This window comes from Vagococcus sp. QWL-13 (assembly GCF_058683555.1).
The window spans coordinates 357,187-375,304 of sequence record NZ_CM178746.1 but is presented as its reverse complement, the minus strand read 5'-3'; the positions used below and the strand labels follow the sequence as shown (position 1 = coordinate 375,304).

Here is an 18,118-nt window from a genome sequence, read left to right as displayed (position 1 = left end):
GATTTTCTTTTGTTTGTACGATAAACTAATTTACAAGAATAAAATAACATCTGCAAAGATAATTGTCAAGCGCTTACATTGTTTTTTAATGAAAATAGCAAGAAAATAACCCTTTTTTAAAAACGTGACTTAAAGTTTTGAAATCCATCTTTAACAATTTTTACGTTGATAAAAATAACGTTTTCAAATAGAATTGACATAACCCGTAAAATTTTTGTTTATTTTTACGTTGAAATTAAATAACTGTTATTAAATGAACTTCTAAGTTCTTAATCATTTTGTCAAACTAAATTTTAAGGAGAATCAGTTGTGATAACAAACAAATATACTATCCGCGAGCGAAATGAAGCTTTTATTTTAAAAAAAATTATCGATGAAAAGGAAACCTCACGGGCTTCTTTGGCCACTTTAACGAATTTAAATAAAGCTTCTGTATCTTCTATCATAAAAAAACTGATGGATGAAGAATTGGTTAGCAAGACAAGAATCGGCAACTCAAGTAATCTGGGCGGCAGAAAGCCTATCCTTTTAACATTCAACAAACGCTCTTCCTTAACAATCGCCCTAGATATCGGTACTGATTACATTGAAGGTGTTCTTGCTTACATAGATGGAACATTCATTCAAAAGATTAAAAAAAGAAAAATACAAATTACTGCTGTTACCATTTTAGAAATCATTCATCAAGTTGTTACTGAACTTTTTGATTATCTTCCTGAATCAAAACACGGAATTGTTGGGATGACGGTTGCTATCCATGGCATCGTTCTTAATAATCAAATTTTATATACTCCTAACTACCCATTGGATGAAATAAATTTATTTCAAGAATTAGAAGATATTTATGATTTCCCAGTTTTTCTTGAAAATGAAGCTAATTTAGCCGCACTTGGTGAATATGCTTTTTCGTCAAAATTCAATAGTCTTGCGAGCATTAGCATTCATGGGGGAATTGGTGCCGGGATTGTAGAAAATGGCATGCTTAGAAGTGGAAAACATGGGAAAGCAGGAGAAATCGGTCACAGTATTTTATTTCCTAACGGGAGACAATGCCCTTGCGGCAATAAAGGATGCTTAGAACAATACGCATCTCATAGGGTCCTTTACAAGGAAATTGAAACTGCATTAGGTGTTCAAAACATCAACTCTGATCGCATTAAAGAATATTATGATGAAGAAAATGAAGCCATTAAAAAAATTTTATTTGAGAATGTTGACTATCTTAGCATTGGTATCAATAATTTATCTTCCCTCTACGATCCCGAAATAGTAATCATTAATAGCTCAGTTTATCAGAAGATTCCTGAACTAATCTCACTATTGAACGAAAAATTAATCAACCATTTTACTAGGGATGTAATCGTAAAAAATAGCCCTCTGCAGTCAAATGCCACACTTCTGGGGGCGGTCACAAAATCAGCTCAAAACTTTTTAAATATTCAAAATTTAAAATTTATTGATTGACTTTTGCCACCTAACTAAACTTCCACAAAAAATCCGTTGCAAACGGCATTTTTGTGGAAGTTTTTCACTCAATTCAATCCTTTTATAACAACTTCATTTTAATCCTTTCATTTTTAGCAAACCTCTTCACAATAAAATAATTATATTAATAATTACTAATATAGCTTTTTTTCATTGAAATCATTTAGTAAATATTTTATACTATATTTAGTAAATATTTAGGAGGGCATGACATGACAGTATTAAAAGAATTAAAGGCAGGATTCAAAAAAATGTTTGATGCTGAATGCGACGGAGTCTTTTTTGCACCAGGGAGAATCAACTTGATTGGTGAACATACGGATTATAACGGCGGACACGTTTTCCCTGCATCTATCACTCTTGGCACCTATGGCTTAGCAAAAAAAAGAACAGATAAAAAGTTGCGGTTCTATTCCGAAAATTTTCCAGAACTAGGAATTTTTGAACTTAGTTTGGAAAATCTTGACTACAAAACCGAAGATAATTGGACTAACTATCCTAAAGCAATGTTTAAATTCATTAAAGAGGACGGTTACGTCATTGACACAGGAGCTGATATTTATTTTTATGGAACAATTCCTAACGGTGCCGGACTGTCATCTTCTGCCTCCATTGAATTATTGACAGGCGTTATCATCAATGATTTGTTTTCACTAAATATCCCTATGCTTGATCTGATAAAATATGGAAAGAAGACAGAAAACGAATATATCGGTGTCAACTCAGGAATCATGGATCAATTTGCTATCGGTATGGGTAAAAAAGATATGGCTATTTTACTGGACACTAACACTTTGGATTACGAATTGGTTCCAGCAGTTTTCGGTGATAACGTCATCGTTATCATGAACACGAATAAACGCCGCGAACTAGCCGATTCAAAATACAATGAGCGCCGTTCTGAATGTGAAGAAACTTTAAAAAGATTACAAAAAGAACTTCCTATCCAATCCTTGGGAGACTTGGACGAAGCCACTTTCGAGGCAAATAAGGGCTTGATAGATGATCCCGTCTTGGAGAAAAGGGCACGGCATGCAGTAAGTGAAAATCAGCGAACATTAAAAGCGAAAGCAGCCTTGGAAAAAGGAAATCTTGAAGAATTCGGTCAACTGCTGAATGCCTCTCATGCCTCTTTGCAGCACGATTACGAAGTCACTGGAATCGAGCTTGACACATTGGTTCATGAGGCCCAAAAACAGCCAGGTGTTTTGGGTGCACGTATGACCGGAGCAGGTTTTGGCGGTTGTGCAATCGCACTCGTCAATGAAAAAGAACTAGATCAAGTCATTCAGCATGTAGGAGAGGCGTACCAGAAAACCATCGGCTACCCGGCAGATTTCTACAAAGCTAATATTGATGACGGTGCAAAAAAACTATAATCTGATTATTTGATTAGGAGAAAAAAATGACTATTAGCGAATTAATTAAGCAATTTGTAGCGATTGCCATTGAAAATGGCGGATGGACAAAAATGGACCGAATCTATTTGGAAAATCGTGTATTGGCTTTGATAGGCGAGGACGGGCTTGAAGATGAAAAGGCAACTGCTTCTGTCTCCCTCTCTCCATTGGAATTAGTTGACCAACTGATAGACCAAGCCATCAAAAATAATACCGACGTTATTCGGGAAATTTTAGAAGGACAACTGATGGACTTGATGACACCGCCGCCGTCTGTCATCAATGCTTTATTTGCCCAGCGTTATGACAGCAGCCCCAAAAAGGCGACAGATTATTTTTATTCTTTATCCAAAAAAAATGATTACATAAAAACCCGGGCCATCGCAAAAAATATCGTGTTTCATTCGGCGACTGACTACGGAAATTTGGAAGTCACCATCAACTTATCGAAGCCCGAAAAAGATCCAAAGCAAATCGCAGCGGAATTGACGGCGAAAAAAGTCGATTATCCTAAATGTATGTTGTGTATGGAAAATGAGGGGTACCTTGGCAGAATCAACTATCCTGCAAGGAGTAATCACCGTATCATCCGTATGAATCTAGACGGGGAAAGCTGGGGTTTCCAATACTCCCCTTACGCCTACTATAATGAACATGCTATTTTCTTGGCAGAAGAACACCATCCAATGAAAATCACTAAGAATACTTTCGAAAAATTGCTCAAAATCATTGAAGTTTTTCCCCATTATTTTGTGGGTTCCAATGCTGATTTGCCTATTGTAGGAGGATCGATTTTAAGTCACGATCATTATCAAGGTGGGCGTCATGAATTTCCGATGGGCAAAGCTCCTATCGAATACCCTTTTGACTTGGCAGGATTTCCCGACGTGAAAGCCGGAATCGTCAAATGGCCGATGTCTGTGATTCGCCTGCAAGGAAAAAATATTTCTTCATTGGTCAACAGTGCAGCTTTTATTTCAGAAGCATGGAAACAGTATTCTGATGAACCTCTGAGCATTAAAGCACACTCAGCTGACGGCACTCCCCATCATACAGTCACACCAATCGCAAGAAAAAATGGCGATTTTTATGAACTGGATATAGTATTAAGGGATAATAATGTTTCGGAAGAATTCCCAGATGGCATCTTTCATCCTCACCAAGATGTTCATCACATCAAAAAAGAAAATATCGGTTTGATCGAAGTGATGGGCTTGGCTGTCCTTCCGCCCCGTCTAAAAGAAGAGTTGGCGGAAGTGGAAAAATTCTTACTGGACCAGCCTAATAAAATTGCAGATTATCATCTTGAGTGGGCAATGACTATCAAAGAAAATGAAAAAATCAGCGAGGAAACTGTAACCCGAGTTGTGCAAAAATCTGTCGGAAAAGTTTTTCTGCGAGTTTTAGAGGATGCTGGAGTCTTTAAGCGAAATCCAGATGGACAGGAAGGGTTTAAAAAATTTATAAAAACTCTCTCCTAAAAACTCAAATTTTAGAAAGGAAGACGCTATGGCAACAATCAAAGATATTGCAACACAAGCAGGTGTTTCGCCTGCTACCGTTTCCCGGGTATTAAATTATGATTCAGACTTGTCAGTTGGAGAGGATACTAAGAGAAGGATTTTTGAAGTTGCGGAAAGTTTAAACTACACTAAACATCAAAAAAAACAACCTCAAAAGAAAACAACTTTTAAGTTAGTTCAGTGGTACAACGATCAAGAAGAACTTGAGGATTTATATTATTTGTCCATTCGTTTAGGAATTGAAAAACGGGCGGAGGAACTGGGGATTCAAATCATTAGAGAAAATCTCGAGACACTTTCTGCAGAACGTGCTCACGGCATCATTGCCCTTGGAAAATTTGACGCAAGTGAAATTAAATTGTTGTCAGAACACAATGAAAAAATCATCTTTGTTGATTTTAACGGAACTCATTTTGGTTACACCTCTATCATTATTGATTTCGGCCAAGCGATAACACAGGTGATGGAGAGCTTAAATCATAAAGGCTATCAGAAAATCGGCATCATTTCCGGTAAAGAGTTCACTAAAACAGAAAAACAGTTTTTACCTGATATCAGGTTGGCACTTTTAAAAGCTGCACTTGAAGAAAATAGTCTTTACAATAAACAATGGCATTTGGAGTCGGCATTTACCGTTGCAGATGGTTATCACACCATGTTAAATTTCTTGAATCAAGACAAGAAAAATTGGCCCGAAGTTTTCTTTGCTTCTAGTGACGCTATTGCCATTGGCGCTTTAAAAGCTTTACATGAAAAAAATATTAAGGTTCCTGAGGAAATTGGCATTCTTGGTTTCAACGATATCAGTACAGCCAAATATGTCAGCCCCCCTTTATCAACAATAAAAGTTCACACCGAGTGGATGGGGCGGCAGGCAGTGGACACAATACACTCCTTGGCATTTGAACAGGAGCCTGCGCCTATGAAGATTGAGGTCAGTACAACTTTTGTTGAACGCGACTCATTATAAAAAATCTCCCGTCTGGATTTGCTGTAATTCAGACGGGAGATTTTTTATTTGTTATTTAATACTTTTTTAGTCATTTCAAGTAACGTTTTCACATCTTCTGGACGCGTGTTGCCTGTTTCTTTATCAATAATTGAGCTGTAGATATGAGGAATGATTTTCTTAACTCCTGCGTCTACTGCAATTTGTAAAATTTCTTCATAGTTTTCCAAGTCGATGCCGCCTGTAGGTTCCAAAGCAAAATCATGAGCTGCACAAGCTTCTGCCACGGCTTTGTATTCTTCTACGTGAGCCAGGCCTTTCATTGGGAAATACTTGACTGAAGAACCACCCATATCTTTTAATAATGCAATCGCTGCTTCGATTGTTACTTCCGCAGGCGTGATTTGAGAAGACAGTGGTCCTGTTGTGATGGACACATAACCTACTTTGCCTGTGGGAGAAACTAAACCATTAACGAATGTCTCATCTTGTTTCAAAACAGCTCTTGAGCCTCCTACGCCAGTGAAAACTTGGTTGACGTGTTGAGGTTGAAGAACTTCTGACAAACGAGTGACCATATTGCTTTGATTTGGGTCGCCAGCTCCAAGTCCAACAGATAAAGCATTGTCTGTCGCTTCCTGATAAAGCTTCATGTCTTCGATTGCTGCCTCGTCCGTGTCATACGCTTTAGATAACACACCTAAAACGACATGACCTTCAGCCGCTTCATAGCAATCTTTAGCATTTTCCACTGAATGTGCCAACACATTTAAACAAACTTGCTCTTGGTAAAAATTTGGTGTCTTTTTCATTATTTATCCCCCATCACTATTGCTTTTATTTTTTCGATGATCAATTGTAATTCATTCTTTCAAAAAACAAAAGAATGTAACCGAGTCACATTCTTTTGCTTAACTTTTTAAAAAATACCAATAAAGGAGCCAATGATACTAATAATGACAATTGTTGTGATGATAACACTGTATCTCGGACCTTTTTTATCCATGTACCGGTAAATCAAGAACACTGCTGCTAAAGGTAACAAGCCTCTCATAATTTGATCCAAAATTTCTTGTACAATGATTGTGGCCCCCCCTGGGACTGTCACTTCTAGAGGGCTTGAAATCTTAACGTAACTGGCTGATAAAGCCCCCATCATCATCATCCCTAAAACATTAGCACCATAGATAACTTGCTTTAGTTTTCCATCTTGCATCATGGATAAAATTGAGTTTCTTCCTAAAATATAAGATTTGTTAATTAATACCCAACTGACATACAAAGTAATCGCTGTATACAGTACAAGTGGTGCAATACCTCCAAGAGCATTACCTTCAGAAGCTACAGGTATAAAAATGGAAATCAAAATCGGCATTAGTGCTGCCCAAATGATTGAATCTCCTATTCCTGCCAGCGGTCCCATCAGTCCTGTTTTAATTGATGTGATTGCAGAGTCGCCTATATCAGCTCCATTTGCCTTCTCTTCTTCCATTGCCAACACAATCCCTTGAATAGACGAGCCGATTGTTCCTTCAGTGTTGAAAAAGTTTAAGTGCCTTCTCAAGGCTTCCTTCTGTTTTTCTTCATCATCTGCATATAATTTTTTTATTGCGGGAATCATTGATGCACAGAAAATTAAACTTTGTAATCTCTCATAAGAGTTGGACATTTCACAACCTAATTGATAAATCCAATAGGATGCTTTGATTTCTTTTTTCGTTAATTTCTTTGTCTCAGCCATTATGCTGCCTCCTTCTCTATGCCTTTATTTCTCAGTAAGAAAGCGATACACACACCAATAATTGCAATTGCCATTATCTCTGCTTCAAAGTAAATAACTGCCACAAATCCTAATAAGAAATACGGGATAAGGTTCTTTTTCCCTATAACCATGATTGTCAAAGCAAAACCAAGTGCAGGCAAAATACCACCCATGACTTCAAAGCCATGCATCAGCCACTCTGGAATAACTTCCAAAATTTTATTGACTACTGATTGCCCAAAATAATTTGCTGCAAAAACTAGCGGAAATCTAATCACAAAGCCTGCCAAAGCGGGATAAATGAACGCTGCTCGATAAATACCCTTGTAATTTAATTCTTCAGCATATCTGTCAGCCATATGTACCCAAGTTGCATTAATGGTTCTGCGCAACTGATCCATAAAAACCCCTAGTACCCCAAAAGGCACAGCCAAAGCAATCGCTGCTTCTGCATTCATGCCCACCCCCAACGCGATAGGAATCGCAATCGCTGAAGCCAGAGCCGGATCACTTGGTACATTTCCTCCCGGTGTGGAAGTTACCCCCAAATAAACTAATTGAATACCTGCACCAATAATCATTGCTTCTGATAATTTGCCTGTTGCTATACCTGCAATCAAAGCTGCACTTAGGGGTTGAGATAACATACCTGAAAAAGTATAACCGAATCTTAAACGTGAAAACCAATAATAAAGCCCCATAATAATTGAAATACCTAATACGCCCATGACATTATTCTCCTTTCGTATTTCTTATAATGTTTTAAATTTTTCAATCAATTTATCAATCGCCACAGGATTCTCCTCCGGAATGGCTTGGAAATAGATTTTTTTCTGTTGATTAAGTAGATATTCCAAAATCTCCACATCTTCTTTAGATAAATTGATATTTTTCATCACATTTACCCGGTTAGGACCGCCGCCTAAGCCGCCAATCTGAATATCATTGTCTACAATCCCTGCGTCCACCATCTCTTTTAATGTGGTTAAATCCGGAACTAAAAACAATACTTTTTTAGTGGAATCAGAAGAAGGCCATATTTCTTTAGCACTTTCTACTCCCGCAGTAACCACATTGACTCCCGGAGGTGCTGCCATCAGATAAATACTTTTTAAAAATTCATCTTGCTCCAACTCATCACTTACAACAAAAATTTCTTCTGCTCCTGACTGCTGCAGCCACTTTGTCACAACCTGTCCGTGGATTAGACGACTGTCTACTCTTGTCAATACGATTTCTCTCATGATAATCTCTCCTTTATTCCTTGAACCTGCAGTAATTGGCAGTTGTCAATGGTTGAAGCAATAATCTCTTGAACAACTTCTTTATCAAAAGGCGCTTTTCTCTTCATAGCTGCTTCCAAAAGCATGGCTGTCGAAAGCCCAGATACAACAAGTAATTTATAATCTTTTGAAAGACGTAACCCAACGTTACTAGTAGTCCCTCCTTTGATATCTGTTAAAATTAATAGACTGCCTTCCCAAGTCAACTCCTTCAATTTTTTTTCCACCTTAGCAGTATAGTCTTGCAAATTATCTTCTGGATTTAGTGGAACCTCATAAATTCCTTCACATTTCCCCATAATCATTTCCACACTGCTAAGTAAATACTTCCCCCAACCACCGTGGGTCAACATTACTATCGGCTGGTCTTTTGCCACTCCCAACTCCCCTTTCTTCTGAAGATTTAAATATTTTTACTATTTTATCTTCTAATTCATTCTTAGCCGCAGATACAAGATTGTTCCAGTAGCACTTCTTGATCATCAGCTTAACAATATAAAAGCAATTATCGTTCCAACTTTTGTCAACAAAAAAACTTGATCCACAATTCCAAGCGAATCAAGCCTTTTTCTGCACTAATCAAACAATAATTCATAAATATATTTTATTTCCAAGGGAGATAATTGCACATTATATGACACTTCCAAGGGTCTGAAGGACATTTTTATGACAGATGCCTCTCTCGGGAGATCTGAATATGACAGATTATAACCAAATGTTTGATTTTCTGAATTGAGAATCAACTTTTCAAGTACACAAGCGCAATGAATAATAAATCTTAACATCTTCTTTTCATCTTCCACAAGACTTAACTGAACACATATTTCCTTAAAAATTTTCCCTAGTTCTATCGTTATACGCTGAGGATTAAGAATAGTCAGATGATTCACAATCGCTTCCATGGAAAGGGTATGAATATAATTTTTAGATATGTCTTTTAATAATTTTTTAGTACTGTCTTTTTGCAAGTCATAGCCAAATAATGTTAGCAAGATTTCTACCCCTCTATCAGAAAACAAATCTTCCAAGCCAACATAAGGAATATCAGGAATCTCAAATTTGAAAGTACCGATAACTCCTATTATTTTTTCATCTGGAAAAATATGCTCGTGTATTTTTTCAATATTTATCATCTCTTTCTTTTCCAAAGTAATGATTCTTATATTTGATAAAATTTCTTTTGGAAATGTATCAACTATAAAACGCTCAACTTTTAATGCCGTTCCAACCCCGGTCAAACAAGAGATAATCAAAACTTTAGAATCATAAAATTGCCCTTTTTTACATAAACTTACTTTATACTTTTTATTAGAAATGACAGGCAGTAAATAGTCAAAATTCGTTGACTCATAAATGACTTCTCTGGCAACTTCTAACAGTGTCAGCAAATTTATATTACTGATTAGTAATACCTCAATCCCAAACTCTTCACTGATGACATTACCAAAATAAACTAAAGAACCTATGTCTACCATTAAAATCAACTTTTGATATTGCTTCCGCTTAATCAACTTGCGCAATTTATCCAAAGTTTCTTCAACAGATTGATTGATTGGCATATCCACAGCTTCCATTAAATCATTGGAAAACAACAAGTTCGTATATTCAACCATGCTGGTTGCTGTGGTTTCTCCATGGGCAATCACAACGATGCCGCAAGTTTTATCATCTATCTCTTTTTGGTTAAGGAAGCGTAAAAATAAATCAAAGTAAATCACTTCAGTGGAAGGGAGTGTCAATTGAAATAATTCTTGGGCATAATCAGCAATTTTTTTCGCTGAGGTGAAGTTTTCAATTTTACCAAGTAAAAAACTGCTGATGTAGTCAAAGAAATCATCCTCATTCTCCATTAACATCATGATGTACAAATGATGCGTCAAGTTATATCTCATAGTATCTGAAACGGATAAAGAAAATTCTGATTCAATAAATTGAACTAACTCGTCTATTTTGGTTAAAAATTCTTTCTCATAGCTAAATGAAGCTGCGTCCAAATTTTCTTCCTGAAAAAGCTGCATATCAAACAGCAAATCAATCTTTGCTTGTAAAATAGATTCTTTATCTCTCATTGACAATTGCAGGTCTTTCACATTAGAAAACTCGTCAATAATAAAGTTATAAAATATATCACGCTTTTCAAGCTGAGTGTCACCTCGTCTCCGTCCACTCATCCCCTGATCGTACTCACATGAAATGTACACTCCGTCCCTGCCCACCCACTCATTGAAGATAAGCTGGTCTTTTACTTTTGTCTCTAATGTTTTTTCATCAGAAAAAGACACACGCTTATTAATCGTTAACACTTTGTCCATCGAATCAGAACTTTCCAAATAAGACTGGGCGCAAAGAAACTGGATATCTGATTTCAATTCTCCAACGTTAGCTTCATAGTTCCTAAAAACCAGTTGTTTGATAACGTTTTGAGAAATGTGGATATCTTTCTCCACTCGTTGGCTTTCCTGTGAAAAAAACATTTTTACCAGTTGGATTTTTTCTTCAATAGGTCTTTCATCTAAAGGAGGCATATTTATCGTCACAGGAATTCTTCTCAAAAATGTTTTTAAAAAGGTCGCTTTCAAGCATTCTGTCGTTGCAAAAATAAACCTGATTGAAGCTTTTTTGAGTTCTCCGCCCCCAAGAGGAGTGAAATACCCTTTATCTAAAAGCGTAAACAATTTTTCCTGTCCCTCATGAGGAAGGCGGTGAACTTCATCTAAGAATAGAAAACCACCGTCCGCCCGATCAATCAGGCCTTCTTTATCTGACATCGCCCCGGTAAAACTTCCCTGTTTATGTCCAAACAAATGAGAGGTGAGTAATTCAGGATTATTAAAATACTCTGAACAGTTAAAATAAACAAACGGCACCTTCTGATTCTTTTTTTTCTCAAAATAATCATGAAGCAACTCTGCGAACAATGTTTTCCCAACACCTGACTCTCCGGAAAGCATAAGATTCAACCCATTGGGCGGATAGACGACAGCTGATTTTGCCTTTTTAATACAGGTCTTTAAGCTGCCTTCAAAACCTATCAGCCGGCTGAACACGTCTTCTTTAATCTGTTTGTTTTTTCTGACGACCGTGTTTAGAAAATCAGCCAGCTCTTCTTTTGAAGCCCAAACATTTTTCCTGATGTCGTAAGAAACACCTTTTTTGATGACTTCTTTCGAATAAAATAATACCGGCCGGGATTTGATTTTCAGCGCTTTGCCTTCATCGCATAGCTTATTCAATTCCTGACTGATAATATTTCTGGCAATCCCAAGCTGTTCCCCAATATCACTGGCTGTTGCACCATCATTTAACACAATCGATTGGCCATCTTTGATTTTTGTCGTCGTCATGCTATCCAATTGCTCCATTATTTTTTGAGTTCTAGTTTCTTTTTGGCTATCCATCCTAAAATCCTCCTATAGTGTGGCCTAAGGTATTTTATCCCTATAATATCATACACCACACTTGAAAAATATGACCCAGTCTTTCTTCTTGAGATAAACTCTCTTACAAAAAAATAATTTGTTCTCCTTCAATTTTTTTTAATTTTAGATTGACTAACCTTTTGACAGAGTATATACTAGTGATAATGATTATCAATTGCACCGAGCGGTCGTTTTTTGTGAAGTTATGAGCTTGAATAAATGTACCAACAGGAAAACTCATAATCTTCAATTGTTTGAAAAAAGGAGTGTCGCAAGTGAAAGCGCTTATTGATGGAGAAGTAAATAAAGAATATGTTTTTGTTGGCTTTTCAAACGAATCCTCTAATGAAAAATATTTAGCCGATCTTGGCCTAGTTTATGGTACATCGATTAGAATCATGTCAGCTATTGAAGGCGCTCAGATGGTTATCTGTTACCAGAATAACCGTTTGGGAATCGATCATAATATCGCAAAAGGCATCATGATCGAAGAAAAAGAATCTGCTGGAACCCAGGAACTGATGACATTAAATCAATTGTGTGCCGGCGAAACCGGAATTATAAAAAATATTATCGGCCAAAATGCAATCAGACGCCGGTTAATGGACATGGGTATGACAAAAGGGACCCCGGTCAAATTAATCAAAGTGGCACCACTAGGAGACCCCATTGAATTAAAAATCCGAGGGTATCAATTGTCTTTAAGGAAAGCCGAAGCCGAACTGATTTTTATTGAGAGAGGTTAGAACGATGACAACAACACTACAAATCGCATTGGCAGGAAACCCAAATAGCGGAAAAACAAGTTTATTCAATGAAATTACGGGAACCAATCAACGGGTAGGGAACTGGCCGGGAGTGACGATTGAAAAAAAATCTGGTAAGTTGATCAAATATCCCCATGTGGAAGTGCAAGATTTACCAGGAATCTATTCTTTGTCTCCTTACTCGCCAGAAGAATTAGTCGCAAGAAACTATCTTATTGATGATGCGCCTGACTTGCTGCTCAATTTAATCGACGGGACAAATATCGAACGAAATCTCTACCTAACTACACAATTGCTGGATTTAGGAGTTCCGGTAATCATCGGTATCAACATGATGGATGTAGTTGAAAAAAATAAACAAACCATTGACACAAAACTGCTGTCTGAAATGCTGTGTGCACCAGTGGTTGGATTAAGTGTCACCAAGAAAAAAAACATTGATGAGTTGATGAAACGCAGTCTGCGTACTCATGACACAAGCGACGGACAGCCTCATATCAGATACGACAAACGACTGGAAGTGGCGTTAGAGGAGATCGCTGATGTCATCGAAACCAACACCCCAGAAAACAGACGGCGCTGGTACAGTATCAAATTATTTGAACGTGACGAAGAAATCAAAAATGAATTGCATTTGACTAAAGAACAACAAATAGAAATCAACGATATTATCGCTATCACCGAGAAAATTTTTCAAACTGACAGCACGTCGATTATGATCAACGAACGCTACGAATTTATTACCCGGCTTGTTGGGAAAGCAGTGACCAACAAATCCAACTTTGAACTGTCTCTCAGTGATAAAATCGACCATATAGTTACCCATAGAGTTTGGGCCTTGCCAATTTTCGCTTTGGTGATGTGGGCGGTATATTATTTGTCCATCCAAACTGTGGGCACTATGGCCACTGATTGGGTCAACGAAGTCCTTTTCGGTGAAATCATTCCCGGGACAGTCCAAGGATGGCTGACCGCCGCCAATGTGGCACCTTGGCTCGAAGGGTTGGTGCTGGAAGGAATTGTTGCGGGTGTAGGCTCTGTCCTGGGCTTTTTGCCTCAAATGATCGTTTTATTCCTGTGCTTGGCTATTTTGGAAGATTGCGGGTATATGGCCCGTATCGCTTTTGTGATGGATAGATTGTTTAGAAGATTCGGTTTGTCCGGAAAATCTTTTATTCCCATGCTGATTTCTACTGGCTGCGGTGTCCCTGGTGTCATGGCGTGCCGTACCATTGAAAATGAAAAAGAACGAAAAATGACTATAATGACGACGACTTTCATGCCGTGTTCAGCCAAAATGCCCGTGATTGCCTTAATTGCCGGAGCTTTCTTCCCCCATAGCAGTTGGGTAGCTCCCTCAGCCTATTTTGTCGGAATCGGTGCAATCATTTTATCAGGGATTGCCTTAAAGAAAACAAAGATTTTTTCTGGTAAAGCTTCACCCTTTATTATGGAGTTGCCGGCCTACCATTTTCCCCATTTAAAAAATGTTTTCTTCCAAACATACGAGCGGGGCAAATCCTTTGTAATTGGCGCAGGAACTGTCATTTTCACCACGTGTGTGTTACTCTGGTTTTTGGCGTCCTTTAACTTTAAAGGACAGATGGTAGCAACGGACGAAAGTATTTTAGCTGCTTTAGGAAATTTAGGAGCATTTATTTTTGTACCATTAGGTTTTGGTAATTGGCGTGCAGTGGTGGCAACCATCACAGGGCTGATTGCTAAGGAAAATGTCGTGGCGACTTTTGGTGTATTGTTTGCCCATGCCGATGGGATTTCTGAAAATGGAACAGAAATCTGGGGAGCTTTGCGGGCTTCCATGGCACCGATTGCCGGTTTTTCTTTCTTGCTGTTCAACTTGCTTTGTGCCCCTTGCTTCGCTGCTATCGGCGCTATCAAACGAGAAATGGCTGATTTGAGATGGACGGCCTTTGCCATTGCTTATCAATGTTCCTTAGCCTACGGGGTCAGCTTTATTACTTATCAATTAGGCAGTGTGCTTCTAGGCGAGCAGCAATTCAGTTTCAGCACTGCATTAGCTATTGCACTGATTATGGTAGTCATATACTTCTTTATGCGCAAGCCATCAAAGAAACACAAACAAGAACCGGCTGCCATTCAGATTTTGTAGAGAGGGGTTAGAAAAATGTGGGCGACCATTGCCATTTCCTTACTGATTTTCAGCTATATCGGAGTGATTATCTACCGCAGAGTCACTAAAAAAAGCAGCGGTTGCGGCTGCAGCGAAAGTGACTGCCCGATCAAGAGTCATTCCTCGGATTCTCAATAATTATTGTCACTGAAAAGCATCCTGCATTGAAACAGGATGCTTTTTTACTTTATTATTTCGGCTCACCTATGAAAAACCCTTAGTAAGCTGATAAATTCAAGTGTACGTTTGTTTCTCTACTTTTTCATCTCAAGAGTCATATTGATTTCCTTGGCAAGTTTTTTGTTAGTGATTTTTGAGTACAGGTAGAAGCCGACAATATGGCCAATCAATGTCACCATAAGAATATATGGTACATAAACTATGATTTTTGAAAACAGTTCTGATGAAAATAAGTAAACACTGCCAAACCCGCCTAATGTATTGATAACCGTTGAAATGACGATATTAGTCGTTGCTTTAAATGTTGAATACTCCCACAAATACGTGTAGACGACTCCAAAGATGACTGATAAAATGATTGCTATTCCTACTAAACGCCACAAAAAACTTAAAGTTATGCTTTGCTGTTTAATGAATACAGTTATCAGTATGATGAGCCATACAAGTGTTCCGCCAAATGCCTGAGTAAAATTGTTTTTTAAATGTTTAACCATGAAAGTTCCTCCTTAAATTTTTTTGCGTAATGTCTACTGACGATATATGACCGATTATCAGATGTGGATACTTCTAATCTGGCATTTTCTACGACCTGAAATGATTGAACATTCGCAAGATTGACCATGACTGAATTGCTCACTCTAAACAAACCATATCGATTAAGAAAGTCGAGTTCTTTTAGTCTTTTTTGGATAAAGTATTCTTGCTTTCCACTTGATAATGTCACGATAGACGATTGTGTGAAAGATTGGATGGAAGAAATCCTGCCGATTTCCACTTTGACAACCCTATTGTTCAGCGGATTAATCAATGCTAGACATGTTTTCTGCTCAACTTTCGATATGATATTCTCCACTTCTTTTTTATTTTTCAAGTTTGCATGGATGTGCAATTCATTTAACGGTATATCATTTTCCCAAATAGTTTTAATAATCATTGCATCCTCCTTCTAAAATCATCATAATTGCCTAGTAAAAAATAAGCAACGAAATATGACTCTGTTGCATGTTTTCATTACTTCGTTACATATATCTTGTTTTTACAGATATCCATGGGAAAAATTTATCAGCCTTTATTATTTCTAGCTAAAGTAAAACTTGAATAGTTTCACATTAAATTGTTGACAACAGCTACAGGTACCTGTAGAATAATTTCTAACAGGTACCATTAAAAGGAGGAAAACATATGTCACAAGAAAAAAATCTTATTGAAAAAATTTCCTATTTATACTGGCTTCTTCATAAACAACAGCGTAGGGCAGCTCATCACGGTGAAGGACCCATGGCTGATACTTCCAGCGGACAAGGAAGGATTTTAGCATTTTTAAAAATCAAAGATGGCATCAGTACAAAAGAATTATCTTATCTGCTAGGTATCAGAGTATCATCATTGAATGAACTGCTGGCAAAACTTGAAAAGGGCGGTTATCTTTATCGTGAGCCTTCGGAGCAAGATAAACGTGTCATGCTGATCAAGCTGACTGAAAAAGGAAAGTCAGAAGAAAAACCGCCGTCTGATGAGACCCCTAAAATTTTTGCCTCTCTTTCCGATGAAGAGCAAACTTTTTTCAATGATTATTTAGACCGTGTTATCTTAACGATGGAAGAAAGCATGACAACGAATTGTTCAAAATCACACCCACACGGAAAAAAAGGACATGGCAGAAAACACATGGCAAACAAAAGATTTCACAAATTTCAGCGAATGACACAAGAGCACGGTACAGACCATCACAAATGCTGCAAAGAAAGAGATAAATCGCAAAAAGAGCACCAATGTAAAAATCATAGTCACGATGGGCATGGACATGGAAAAGGACAATGCTGTCACGATGAACAGCATTCTCCACATTCATAAAAATAAAACAGCCTCGTTCCAAAATGAATGAGGCTGTTTTTTCTGCTTTTTATTTAGTTGAATAGCCTAGAGGTGTATTTTCATTTTCATGGACTACTTCCCGAAAATCCAGCAAACCACTTTCTAGTCCTCTCACTAAAACTTCAGCTGTACCGATATTCGTGGCTAAGGGAATCTCATACACATCACATAAACGAATAAGCGCAGTCACGTCAGGCTCATGGGGTTGCGCCGCTAAGGGATCTCTTAGAAAAATAACTAAATCCATCTTATCATCAGAAATCATAGCACCGATTTGCTGGTCGCCGCCCAGCGGACCGGATTTGAAACAATGAACGTCCAGTCCGGTATTTTTATGAATCAATGAACCGGTCGTACCCGTGGCAAATAATTCATGTTTTTCAAAAATGTGTTTGTAAGCCCCAGTTAATTTCATCATCAACTCTTTTTTGCGGTCGTGTGCAATTAAAGCTATTTTCATCGTCTTACTCCTTTTTATCATTTCGTCATCCCTGCTTTCATTACAGTATAGTTTTCCACTGCCCCCTCTGTTAAAAGAGGAAGCAAAACATATTGCCATCAACACAATTTAATATCAAAAATAATAATAGCCCAAACTGACAAACAGGATTAAAAATAATAGTCCCGGCAAGTAGTTCGAGACACGTATTTTGACTAGCCCCAAAATATTGAGGCCGATCGCTAAAATCATCAGTCCCCCAATGGCACTGATTTCAGTCATTAATATTTCTAGTAATTCAGTTGGGATATAACTCATCAAAAAGCTGGAAAAAATCGTTATCAGCCCTTGATAAATCAAAACCGGCACCGCTGAAAACAACACACCCACACCTAGAGATGCCGTGAGCATGATTGCCATAAAACCGTCCATAACTGATTTTGTCAGTAAGATTTGATGATTGTTGGAAACCCCGCTCTCGATTGCACCGATGATTGCCATGGAGCCAATCAAAAAGATCAAGGTTGCAGTCACGAAACCTTCAGCAAAATTGCTGCCGGGTTTTGCAAAACGTTTTTCCAAAAACAGACCTAAACGTTTCATCTGATTTTCTATCCCCAAGAACTCCCCCACCATTGCACCCAAACACAAACTAATCAAAATCAAAATAAAGGATTCATTTTTTATCGCCATTTGGATGCCTAAAGCGATGACCCCCAAACCGATTCCTATCGTCACAGTTTCCTGTGTCTCTTTCTTCATATTCCGCAAAAATGCGCCCGCCAAGCTGCCTAAAATAATCGCTCCGCAGTTTACTATCGTCCCTAACAAAATCATGACATGCCTCCCAACAACTTTTCACTGCCAATCGGACTTTTTTTCAA

Annotated in this window: 18 protein-coding genes; 8 read left to right on the top strand and 10 right to left on the bottom strand. The window is 37.8% G+C overall.

The genetic code is table 11. The features are described 5' to 3' along the window. Window positions 1-309: 309 nt before the first annotated feature. The 4 genes from AC4PHI_RS01895 to AC4PHI_RS01880 all read left to right on the top strand — a co-directional run bounded on the left by AC4PHI_RS01895 (window position 310) and on the right by AC4PHI_RS01880 (window position 5,378). Window positions 310-1,464, top strand: a complete 1,155-nt coding sequence (locus AC4PHI_RS01895) for an ROK family protein (protein ID WP_492200638.1) — start codon at window positions 310-312, stop codon at window positions 1,462-1,464. Between the two features lie 233 nt (window positions 1,465-1,697). Further along, window positions 1,698-2,864, top strand: a complete 1,167-nt coding sequence (locus AC4PHI_RS01890) for a galactokinase (RefSeq protein ID WP_492200637.1) — start codon at window positions 1,698-1,700, stop codon at window positions 2,862-2,864. Window positions 2,865-2,890: 26 nt separating this feature from the next. Further along, entirely contained in the window at window positions 2,891-4,366 is a 1,476-nt protein-coding gene (gene galT / locus AC4PHI_RS01885; protein WP_492200636.1) for a UDP-glucose--hexose-1-phosphate uridylyltransferase, read from the top strand. 28 nt (window positions 4,367-4,394) lie between these two features. Next, on the top strand, window positions 4,395-5,378 hold the full coding sequence (locus AC4PHI_RS01880; protein ID WP_492200635.1) for a LacI family DNA-binding transcriptional regulator: 984 nt from the start codon (window positions 4,395-4,397) through the stop codon (window positions 5,376-5,378). A gap of 44 nt (window positions 5,379-5,422) precedes the next feature. Here the strand turns inward: AC4PHI_RS01880 and dagF are convergent, their stop codons facing one another. From dagF to AC4PHI_RS01850, 6 genes are all read right to left on the bottom strand, one after another. After that, window positions 5,423-6,169 (bottom strand): 2-dehydro-3-deoxy-phosphogluconate aldolase, encoded by a 747-nt coding sequence (dagF, locus tag AC4PHI_RS01875; RefSeq protein ID WP_492200634.1) that lies wholly within the window; start codon window positions 6,167-6,169, stop codon window positions 5,423-5,425. Window positions 6,170-6,276: 107 nt separating this feature from the next. Then, entirely contained in the window at window positions 6,277-7,098 is an 822-nt protein-coding gene (locus AC4PHI_RS01870) for a PTS system mannose/fructose/sorbose family transporter subunit IID (RefSeq protein ID WP_492200633.1), read from the bottom strand. Then, window positions 7,098-7,847 (bottom strand): PTS mannose/fructose/sorbose/N-acetylgalactosamine transporter subunit IIC, encoded by a 750-nt coding sequence (locus tag AC4PHI_RS01865; RefSeq protein WP_492200632.1) that lies wholly within the window; start codon window positions 7,845-7,847, stop codon window positions 7,098-7,100. Before AC4PHI_RS01865 ends, AC4PHI_RS01870 begins: the two co-directional genes overlap by 1 nt. A gap of 24 nt (window positions 7,848-7,871) precedes the next feature. Next, the gene (locus tag AC4PHI_RS01860) at window positions 7,872-8,363 is read right to left on the bottom strand and encodes a PTS sugar transporter subunit IIB (RefSeq protein WP_492200631.1); all 492 of its coding nucleotides are present in this window, start codon (window positions 8,361-8,363) and stop codon (window positions 7,872-7,874) included. Beyond that, on the bottom strand, window positions 8,360-8,755 hold the full coding sequence (locus tag AC4PHI_RS01855) for a PTS sugar transporter subunit IIA (RefSeq protein ID WP_492201515.1): 396 nt from the start codon (window positions 8,753-8,755) through the stop codon (window positions 8,360-8,362). Before AC4PHI_RS01855 ends, AC4PHI_RS01860 begins: the two co-directional genes overlap by 4 nt. A gap of 222 nt (window positions 8,756-8,977) precedes the next feature. Then, window positions 8,978-11,800: a sigma 54-interacting transcriptional regulator gene (locus AC4PHI_RS01850; protein ID WP_492200630.1), complete on the bottom strand. Its 2,823-nt coding sequence runs from the start codon at window positions 11,798-11,800 to the stop codon at window positions 8,978-8,980. Window positions 11,801-12,096: 296 nt separating this feature from the next. Between AC4PHI_RS01850 and AC4PHI_RS01845 the strand changes: the two genes are divergently transcribed. From AC4PHI_RS01845 to AC4PHI_RS01835, 3 genes are read left to right on the top strand one after another with little or no spacing between them, the layout of a single operon-like run. Continuing rightward, the gene (locus AC4PHI_RS01845) at window positions 12,097-12,567 is read left to right on the top strand and encodes a FeoA family protein (protein WP_492200629.1); all 471 of its coding nucleotides are present in this window, start codon (window positions 12,097-12,099) and stop codon (window positions 12,565-12,567) included. Between the two features lie 4 nt (window positions 12,568-12,571). Beyond that, window positions 12,572-14,719 carry a ferrous iron transport protein B gene (feoB, locus tag AC4PHI_RS01840; protein ID WP_492200628.1) on the top strand — a complete coding sequence of 716 codons (2,148 nt, stop codon included), beginning with the start codon at window positions 12,572-12,574 and terminating at the stop codon, window positions 14,717-14,719. Window positions 14,720-14,734: 15 nt separating this feature from the next. Then, on the top strand, window positions 14,735-14,878 hold the full coding sequence (locus tag AC4PHI_RS01835) for a FeoB-associated Cys-rich membrane protein (RefSeq protein ID WP_492200627.1): 144 nt from the start codon (window positions 14,735-14,737) through the stop codon (window positions 14,876-14,878). Between the two features lie 116 nt (window positions 14,879-14,994). Here AC4PHI_RS01835 and AC4PHI_RS01830 read toward each other — a convergent pair whose 3' ends face one another. Both AC4PHI_RS01830 and AC4PHI_RS01825 read right to left on the bottom strand, forming a co-directional pair. Beyond that, window positions 14,995-15,414: a hypothetical protein gene (locus AC4PHI_RS01830; RefSeq protein ID WP_492200626.1), complete on the bottom strand. Its 420-nt coding sequence runs from the start codon at window positions 15,412-15,414 to the stop codon at window positions 14,995-14,997. After that, window positions 15,399-15,854 carry a LytTR family DNA-binding domain-containing protein gene (locus tag AC4PHI_RS01825; protein ID WP_492200625.1) on the bottom strand — a complete coding sequence of 152 codons (456 nt, stop codon included), beginning with the start codon at window positions 15,852-15,854 and terminating at the stop codon, window positions 15,399-15,401. Before AC4PHI_RS01825 ends, AC4PHI_RS01830 begins: the two co-directional genes overlap by 16 nt. A gap of 248 nt (window positions 15,855-16,102) precedes the next feature. Here AC4PHI_RS01825 and AC4PHI_RS01820 point away from each other — a divergent pair, with 248 nt between their 5' ends. Continuing rightward, window positions 16,103-16,774 carry a MarR family winged helix-turn-helix transcriptional regulator gene (locus AC4PHI_RS01820; RefSeq protein WP_492200624.1) on the top strand — a complete coding sequence of 224 codons (672 nt, stop codon included), beginning with the start codon at window positions 16,103-16,105 and terminating at the stop codon, window positions 16,772-16,774. Between the two features lie 49 nt (window positions 16,775-16,823). Here the strand turns inward: AC4PHI_RS01820 and mgsA are convergent, their stop codons facing one another. Beyond that, entirely contained in the window at window positions 16,824-17,255 is a 432-nt protein-coding gene (gene mgsA / locus AC4PHI_RS01815; protein ID WP_492200623.1) for a methylglyoxal synthase, read from the bottom strand. A gap of 114 nt (window positions 17,256-17,369) precedes the next feature. Beyond that, window positions 17,370-18,071: a DUF554 domain-containing protein gene (locus AC4PHI_RS01810; protein ID WP_492200622.1), complete on the bottom strand. Its 702-nt coding sequence runs from the start codon at window positions 18,069-18,071 to the stop codon at window positions 17,370-17,372. Between the last annotated feature and the right edge of the window lie 47 nt (window positions 18,072-18,118).